The organism is Burkholderia cepacia (genome assembly GCF_001039005.1).
GTDB classification, from domain to species: Bacteria; Pseudomonadota; Gammaproteobacteria; order Burkholderiales; family Burkholderiaceae; genus Burkholderia; species Burkholderia theae.
Window position 1 is genome coordinate 1 of the sequence record NZ_LDWR01000146.1, and the last position, 8,022, is coordinate 8,022.

At 68.5% G+C, this 8,022-nt stretch carries 6 protein-coding genes; 1 reads left to right on the forward strand and 5 read right to left on the reverse strand.

Annotation, left to right across the window (positions count from 1 at the left end; genetic code table 11):
* The 3 genes from VL15_RS38770 to VL15_RS38780 form a co-directional block, all read right to left on the reverse strand.
* A partial coding sequence (locus VL15_RS38770; protein WP_048252176.1) for a TolC family protein occupies positions 1 to 709 on the reverse strand: 709 nt, incomplete at its 3' end.
* Positions 710 to 722: 13 nt separating this feature from the next.
* Positions 723 to 2,309, reverse strand: coding sequence for an MDR family MFS transporter (locus VL15_RS38775; RefSeq protein ID WP_048252177.1), 1,587 nt, complete (start codon positions 2,307 to 2,309; stop codon positions 723 to 725).
* Positions 2,302 to 3,426: an HlyD family secretion protein gene (locus tag VL15_RS38780; protein WP_048252178.1), complete on the reverse strand. Its 1,125-nt coding sequence runs from the start codon at positions 3,424 to 3,426 to the stop codon at positions 2,302 to 2,304. Before VL15_RS38780 ends, VL15_RS38775 begins: the two co-directional genes overlap by 8 nt.
* A gap of 92 nt (positions 3,427 to 3,518) precedes the next feature.
* Here VL15_RS38780 and VL15_RS38785 point away from each other — a divergent pair, with 92 nt between their 5' ends.
* Complete coding sequence (locus tag VL15_RS38785) at positions 3,519 to 4,352, forward strand: CerR family C-terminal domain-containing protein (protein ID WP_048252179.1); 834 nt, start codon at positions 3,519 to 3,521, stop codon at positions 4,350 to 4,352.
* Positions 4,353 to 4,378: 26 nt separating this feature from the next.
* Here VL15_RS38785 and VL15_RS38790 read toward each other — a convergent pair whose 3' ends face one another.
* Together VL15_RS38790 and VL15_RS38795 are read right to left on the reverse strand one after the other, a co-directional pair.
* The gene (locus VL15_RS38790) at positions 4,379 to 6,823 is read right to left on the reverse strand and encodes a mechanosensitive ion channel domain-containing protein (RefSeq protein ID WP_048252180.1); all 2,445 of its coding nucleotides are present in this window, start codon (positions 6,821 to 6,823) and stop codon (positions 4,379 to 4,381) included.
* Positions 6,824 to 7,132: 309 nt separating this feature from the next.
* The coding region (locus tag VL15_RS38795) for an LLM class oxidoreductase (protein ID WP_048252181.1) at positions 7,133 to 8,022 on the reverse strand (890 nt) is incomplete at its 5' end.

Consider the following 8,022-nt stretch of genomic DNA (forward strand, 5'->3'; position numbering starts at 1 on the left):
CGCCGCGCGCGCGGCGCTGCTGCGTCAGTTCGAGCATCGTCTGCTGCAGTTCGGCCGTGCGTTGCGACAGCGCGAGCCGCTGCTGCTGGTCGCGCAGGTCGACGTAGGCGGTTGCGACTTCGGCGGCGATCGAAACCTGCGTGTCCGACAGATCGGCGTCGACGGCCTCCGCTTGCGCGGATGCCGCTTCGACTGCCCGGCGCGTGCCGCCGAACAAGTCGATTTCCCAGGTCGCGTCGAAGCCTGCCGAATAGAGTTGCAGCGGGCCCGAGCCGCCCAGCGACGGCGATGTGCCGCCCGACTGGTTCGAGCCGTTTGACGGCAACAGCGAACCGAGCGCGCTGACGTCCGGTTCGCGCATGCGGATGGCCGCGACGGTGGCCGACGATTTCGGCAACTGGGCCGCGCGCTGTTGCGAGAGCTGCGCGCGTGCTGCGCGCAATCGCGCTTGCGCGGCGTGCAGATCGGGGTTGTACACGAGCGCGGTGGCGATCAGGTCGTCGAGCTGGCGGTCGTTCAGCGCGTGCCACCACGCGCTCGGCGCAGGCGCGCGGGTGTCGATGCCGGATGCCGGCGCGCGCACGAAGGTCGGTGCATCCGGCGCGGCGGGCGCGCCGCGGTAGTCGGGGCCGACCGTGCAGCCGGCGAGCAGGCACGCGGCCGCGCACAGCGTGAGCGCAGGGTGGCGGGGCAGGGAGAAGGGTTTCATCGCGTAAGACGGTTCAATGGCCGGACGACATCGGCTGCGGCCCGCGCGGCGTTCTCAGCAGCAGCGCGAGCGGTACGCAGGCGAGCAGTGCGAGGCCCAGCAGGTAGAAGGTTTCGGAGTAGGTCATCACGACCGCCTGGATCTGGATCTGCTGCGCGAGCTGGCCGAGCGCGCGCATGTTCGAATACGCGAGGTCGCCGGTGTGCGCGAACCAGTTGGCCGCATAGGCCGACAGCCGGTCCTGTCCGATCAGCGAATTCGCGGTCACCGATTCGCGGAGCGCGGCCGTATGGAAGGTCGTGCGCCGGTCGATCACGGTGCCGATGATCGCGAGCCCGATCGAGCCGCCGAGGTTGCGCGCCATGTTGTAGAGCCCGGCCGCATCGCCCGAGTCTTCGCGTGCGACGGCCGCCATCGACGCCTGGTTGAGCGGCATCATCGCGAGCATCTGCGCGACGCCGCGGATCAGTTGCGACCACACGAAGTCGTGGCCGACGCTCTGCGCGGTCAGGCTGATGTCGAGCATGCAGCTCAGGCAGAACAGCAGCAGCCCGGAGATCACGAGGATGCGGAAATCGACCTTGCCGAGCAGGCGCGGCAGGATCGGCATCACGAGAAAGGCCGGCAGTCCCGACAGCAGCATGATCGCGCCGGCCTGCTCGGCGTTGTAGCCGGCGACGATCGCGAGGAACTGCGGCAGCAGGTAGGACACGCCGTACAGGCCGGCGCCTACCGCGGACACGATCACGATCACGCTCGCGTAGCGCGGGTTGCGCATCAGCGACAGCCGCATGATCGGCCGCTTCGCGAAACGCTGCGACAGCGCGATCAGGATCATCCCGGCGAGCGACACGAGGCTCAGCGTGACGATCATCTGCGATTCGAACCAGCGTTCGCGCTGGCCTTCCTCGAGCACGACGGTGAGCGAGCTCAGGCCGATCGCGAGGCCGGCGATTCCGAGCCAGTCCGCGTTGAAGAACGAGCCCCATTGCGGGCGGTCCGACGGCAGCCCGAACACCAGCAGCGCCATCAGCAGCAGGCACACGGGCAGGTTCAGGAAAAAGCACCAGCTCCAGTTCACGTTTTCCGCGAGCCAGCCGCCGAGCACGGGGCCGAACAGCGGCCCGAGCAGCACGATCAGGCCGAACAGCGTCATCCCGACCGGCAACTGCGACAACGGCAGCCGCGTGCGGATGATGGTCTGCGCGGTCGGGATCAGCGCACCGCCGGTGAAGCCCTGGCCGATCCGGCCGGCGATCATCATCGGAAGCGAATGCGACCAGCCGCACATCATCGAGAACGCGATGAAGAGCGCGGAGTTCGTCAGCAGGAAATTGCGCAGCCCGAACACGCGCGTGAGCCACGCGGCGAGCGGGATCATCACGATTTCCGACATCAGGTAGCCGGTCGAGATCCACGTGCCTTCGGTGCCGGTGGCGCCGATTTCGCCCTGGATCTGCGGCAGCGCGGAGTTCGTGATCGAGATGTCGAGCGTCGCCATCAGCGCGCCGAGCGCGCCGGCCGCGACCGCGATCCAGTCGGTCACGCTCGCGCGGCCTTCGTGCGGCGGCGCGGGCATCGTGGCGGGCGTATCAGCCATGGTGCTGCTCGTCGCGGGCCGAACGCGTATCGACGTCGACCGTCACCGACAGCCCCGGCAGCAGCATGCGCTGCGCACGCGCGTCCGCGGCGAGGCGGATGCGTACCGGCACGCGCTGGACGATCTTCGTGAAGTTGCCGGTCGCGTTTTCGGGCGGCAGTAGCGCGAACTGCGCGCCCGTGCCCGGTGCGAAGCTGTCGACGACGCCGGACAGCGCGCCGTCCGGCAGCGCGTCGACGTGCAGTTCGACGGGCTGGCCGATGCGCATCTGGCCGATCTGCGTTTCCTTGAAGTTCGCGACGAGGTAGATCGTATCGACGGGCACCACGGTCAGCAGACGCGTGCCGGGTTGCACATATTGACCGACGCGCACCGTGCGATCGCCGACGCGGCCGGCGAGCGTGCTGCGCACGACCGTGTTGTCGAGGTCGAGCTGCGCCTGTGCGGCGCTGGCCTGGGCGGCCTCGAGCTGCGCGCGCGCCTGCTGGAGCTGCGCGGTAAACGACGCGATCTGCGTGCGGGCGGCGGCGATCGACGCGTTGTTTGCGGCGAGCGTCGCGGCCGCCTGGTCGCGCGTGCTCTTCAGATCGGCGACGCGTTCGTGCGTTTCGGCGCCGGTCGCCGCGAGCGGTGCATAACGTGCGTATTCGTCGCTGGCGTGGCGTGCGTTGATCTGCGACACCTTCGCCTGCGCGTCGGCCTGTTCGAGATTCGCGTGCTGCTGGCCGATGTCGGCTTCGGCGCGCGCGATATCCGCGCGGCGCGCGTCGATGGTCGCGAGCGATTGCGCGAGCGCGACCTGGTACTGGCGGACGTCGAGTCGCACGAGCGGATCGCCGGCCTTCACCGCCTGGTTGTCGCGCACATACACGTCGGTCACGTAGCCGGCCACCTTCGGCGCGGCGGTCATGCTGTCCGCCTGCAGGTACGCATCGTTGGTGCTTTCGATGAAGCGGCCGGTCGTCCACCAGCGGCCGAGCCAGACGGCGCCGCCGATGGCCGCGAGCACGGCGACCACGAGCAGGATGCGCCGCTTCGATCCGACCTTTTCGTTGCGCGGCGTTGTTCCGGTTTCCTGACGATTTGCTTTCTGTGGCGGGTCTTGCAGCGTCGACATGCTGGCGTCCAATTTATTCCGAGTGGAAGAATTATTCCAGTTGCTAGAATTGTGTCAAGTAGAATGTCGATCGATCGAATGACGAGGAAGGCATGAACGAAGCGAAGAAGCTGCGTCGCACGTCGGCGGGCGGCTACGCGCGCGGCGACGAAACGCGCCAGCGGATCATCGAGGCGGCGATCGAACTGTTCGGCGAACGCGGGTTCGCGGGCGCATCGACGCGCGAGATCGCCGCGATGGCCGGCGTGAACGCACCGGCGCTCCAGTACTACTTCGAGAACAAGGAAGGCGTTTACCGCGCGTGCGTGGAGACGATCGCCGAGAACGGCTGGGAGGTGTTCGCGCCGTCGGTCGGCCATGCGTGGGCGATGCTCGACGCGGACGCGGACGTCGACGTGCTGATCGACGCGTTCGTCGGGCTGCTGCGCGCGTTGTCGGACCGGATGTTCACGGCGCCGAAGACGATGAACCAGCGGTTGTTCTTCGCGCGCGAGCAGGTCGGCCAGGAGCCGGCGAGCGCGAGCGAAATCCTGATGAAGCGCATGCGCAAGCCGCTCAACGACGTGAGCGCCGAGCTGATCGGCCGCATCTCGGGGCGGCCGGCCGACGATCCCGTCACGCGCTTGCGCGCGATGAGCCTGTACGGGCAGATCACGGTGTTCCACATCGCGGAGCGTTCTGCGCTGCAGGTGCTCGAATGGGATGCGTTCAATGGCGAGCGCGCGGCGCTGCTGATCGAGACGATTGCCGACCAGACGCGCGTGCTGCTCGAACAATGGCATGCGCAGCGCGATGGGTTTGCTACTGGTCCTGAGGCTGCCGCGAAGCGGAAGCCGCGTGCCGCGGCGAAACGCACGACGAAGCCGGGTGCATCAACCTCCGCGGCGAAAAACACGCGGCGCGTGACCAAGCCCGCCGCGCGTTGAGCGCGACGGGTCGCTAACCCGGCAAGTCAGTTCGGCTTGCGCGCCGGCTCGTCGCTTGACGGCGGCCGGGGCGCTGTTTCAGCGGCATTGCCGTTGCCGTCATGGCTGCCGTTCTCGCCGTTGCCGACCGGCCGCGATCCATCCGCGTACGCGACGACGCTGCGCTGCGGATTGGCGATCCGGATGCCGCGTTCGCGGAAGGTTTCCGCGATGCGCCGGTTGAATTCACGCTGCACGCTCCAGCGCGTCGAATCCGTGCACTGCATCTGTCCGGCCAGCGCGAGCGCCGCGCCGTCGACCTGGTCGATGCCCCAGTAGCTGAAGTCCGACAGGATGCCGTCGTGGTATTTCGGATCGTCGCGCAATGCGGCGCCGATCTCCTTCAGCGTCGCGATCGCGCGATCGATGTCCTCGCCATAGGCGATGCTGACCTTGACGGCTGCATTGCCGAGCCCGCGATTCGTGTTGTTGACGGTCGTCACCGAGCTGAACGGGATCGTGTACAGCGAACCGTCGCCGCCGCGCAGCCGCACGGTGCGGATCGACAGGTACTCGACCGTGCCCGACACGCCGGCGAGCGTGACCCAGTCGCCGACCTGCATCGCGTTTTCCATCAGCAGGAAGATCCCGGTGATGAAATCCTGCACGAGCTTCTGCGAGCCGAAACCGAGCGCGACGCCGAAGATGCTGGCGCCGGCAAGCAGCGGGCCGACGTTCACGCCGAGCTCGCTGAGGCCGGTCAGCACGACGACGAGCGCGATCATCACGAACAGCAGCGAGCGCAGCATCGGCAGCAGCGTGCGCAAGCGCGCCGCGCGCACCAGATTGCCTTCGCGCGTCCAGCGCTGCAGACGGCGCTCGATCGCAATGTTCGCGGCTTCCCATACGACGAGCGCGACGACGGCCGCGATCGCGATCGTCATCAGCGCCGACGCGAGGCGGTGGCCGATCGTGCCGGTCTCGAACGCGCGGAAGATCGGCACGCCCCAGATCTGCAGCAGTAGCACGACGGTCACGATGCCGATCGCGCCCGATACGATCTGGCGCAGCAGCGGGTAGTAGCGGTACGCGTGCAGATGAACGAGCGTGCGGTCTTCGTCGCGGCCCTGGAACAGCCGCGCAAGCGCGCCGAACACGACGATCGATACCATCCGCATGCCGATCATCACCGCGATCGAGCGGCCGCCGAGCGTGATCAGCACGCGGTAGCCGTTGTGGACGTCGAGCGCCCACACGAACCACAGCGCCATCACGATGAATACCGACACGGGTGCCCATGCGTCCGCGAGTGCGTTGCCGGCCACCGCGAAGGTCGGCCGGTCCGCGCCGGCCGCGCGGATCCGCGCGGCGACCGGCCGGCGGCACTGGAGGATCAGCGCCGAGATCATCACGTGCCCGACGAGTGCGACCGCTTTCAGCAGCGCGACGTGACCGGCTTCGCTGAGGCCGAAGTTCGCGGCGATCTCGACCGCGGCCGTGCACGCGCCGACCACGATCACGATCCGCGCGATCGAGCGTTGCGCGAAATCGGCCCATGCGTCGCTGATATGCAGCAGCCGCAATTGCCGCGCATCGGGCTGGAAGAACAGCCGGCTGACGATCGTGACGAGCCGGCAGATCACGTAGATGTCGATCAGTGCCTCGAGCGCGGATTCGATCGGCGTACCTGCATCGCCGATCACCGACATCGTCAGGCTCGCGACGCCGACGAACACGAGCAGCGGCACCGCGCGCAGTACGAGGCTGACGAGCGCGCGCGGCATCCGGTGCAGCAGCGTGGTTTGACGCTGCGCATGGCCGAGACCTTGCGACGATGCGGGCGCGGTGTCGGGCGGGGTGGATGCGTCCGGCGGTGATGCGTTGTCGTCGTCGGGCGTGACGGAATCGGGCGCGGTGCGGCGCGACGGGTCGGCGCGCCGCGCGGCCACCGTGGCCAGCGCGCGTCGCAGCAGCCGCTTCGCGAACCATTCGACGAGGAGCGCGGGCACGAGCACGGCGATGATGAGGAAGATCGCGTGCATCAGATCAGCGCGCGCGTCGGCGCGCACCAGCCTGTCATGCCACCAGCTTCCGACCGAGCCGACATCGAGCAGCGAGCGCAGCGATTCCTTCAGCGCGCCGCCGATTTCGATGGTCCAGCGCGACCCCTGGCGGACGAGCATCGACGCGAGCCCGTTCGACGTGAGCGCGCTCGGGGCGGCCGCAGCCGACGCGCCGCTGGCCGCGGCCGTTTCGCTTGCGGCGACCGCGGGCGCGCTCAATGCGCCGACGGCCGCAATCGCACGCAGCGTCGTTTCGACCTGCGCGCGCTCGCGCGGGTTTTCGAGCACGGTGAGTGCCTGCTGCGCCTGTTGAGGCGTCAGCGCGGGCGCGTTGCCGGAGGCGGCCGACGCGGCGGCCGGGGCGGGAGCGGCCGCGTGCGTGGCCGAGACGACGGCGGCCAGCAGCCAGCCGAGGAGGAAATGTCGCATGAGTGGGCATGCGGGCGCGCATCGGCGCGCGGCCCGCCGAGCTGAACGATGGACGGAAGTTAACATGATCGCGATCGGAACCGAATAGTTCCTTCGATGAGTATTCGAATCGGGCATGCGCGAGGCGGCGCGGGCGTTTGCGAGTCGTTCGAGCATCGCATTGCCGCGATTCCGGCTGCGCATTCTGTCATGTATGTGTCTGATGCAGACTGTAGACGACCCGATATGTGGGAACGTCCTGCTTGCCGGATCGTAAGGTAGCTGTAACGACGCGTGCACCGCGTCATATGAATTCGGATTCCTGAAGAATTACACCTGCCCGTCGTGAAAAACCGGCAGAACGTGCTCCGCGAGTTCCTCGATGACCTCGCGCACGGGCCGGTCCGATCCCGGATTCAGCGTGACGTGATGCGTGCCCGCCGCGCGCATGCCGTGCAGGATGTCGACCAATGCATGGCGCCCGGTTGCATAGCCGAGCGGCAATGCAGTGGCCGGCGTATCGGGACGCGCGGCGAGGTCGAGCCGCATCGACACGCCGAATGCGCGAAAGGCCGGCGACGCGAGCCGGTCGACCGCCGCGCGCCACATCGAATAGCGGGCGCGCTGCGTGTCCGGATCGCGGTGATACGTCATCCAGCCGATCGAGTGCCGTGCGATCCAGTCGACGCTCTGTCCGCCCGAGCCGACCGCGAGCATCGGCACCGTGCCGTCGCCGCGCGGCAGCAGCGTGAATTCGGGCGCGTCGGACGGTGCGTCGTCGGGCAGCACGCGAGACGGCACGCCGAGCGCGGCCGCGACGACGTCCCAGTGTGCGCGGTACCGGTCGCGCCGCGTTTCGGCGTCGACACCGAACGCCGCATATTCGGGCGGCCGGTCGCCGGAGCCGAGCCCGAGGACGAAGCGTCCGCCCGACAGCGTCGCGACCGACAGCGCGCCTTTCGCGATATGCAGCGGATGACGCAGCGGCAGCACGATCGCGCCGCTGGCGAGCGCGATCCGGCGCGTGCGCGACGCCAATGCGCCGAGCAGCACCCACGGGTCGAGGTGGCCGACCGGGTCGGGATAGTCGGCGCTGTTCAGCGGCACGTCGCGAATCCACAGCGCGCGAAAGCCGAGCGTATCGGCCAGCGCCGCGAGTTCGAGCTGTTCGTTGAAGTCGGCGACGATCTGGCCGCCGCGAAGCGGCGGCCAGATCGTCG

Excerpts from the sequence above, each read along its gene's own strand:
- VL15_RS38775 (WP_048252177.1), bottom strand. The coding sequence starts at position 2,309 with ATGGCTGATACGCCCGCCACGATGCCCGCGCCGCCGCACGAAGGCCGC.
- VL15_RS38780 (WP_048252178.1), bottom strand. The coding sequence starts at position 3,426 with ATGTCGACGCTGCAAGACCCGCCACAGAAAGCAAATCGTCAGGAAACC.
- VL15_RS38785 (WP_048252179.1), top strand. The coding sequence starts at position 3,519 with ATGAACGAAGCGAAGAAGCTGCGTCGCACGTCGGCGGGCGGCTACGCG.
- VL15_RS38790 (WP_048252180.1), bottom strand. The coding sequence starts at position 6,823 with ATGCGACATTTCCTCCTCGGCTGGCTGCTGGCCGCCGTCGTCTCGGCC.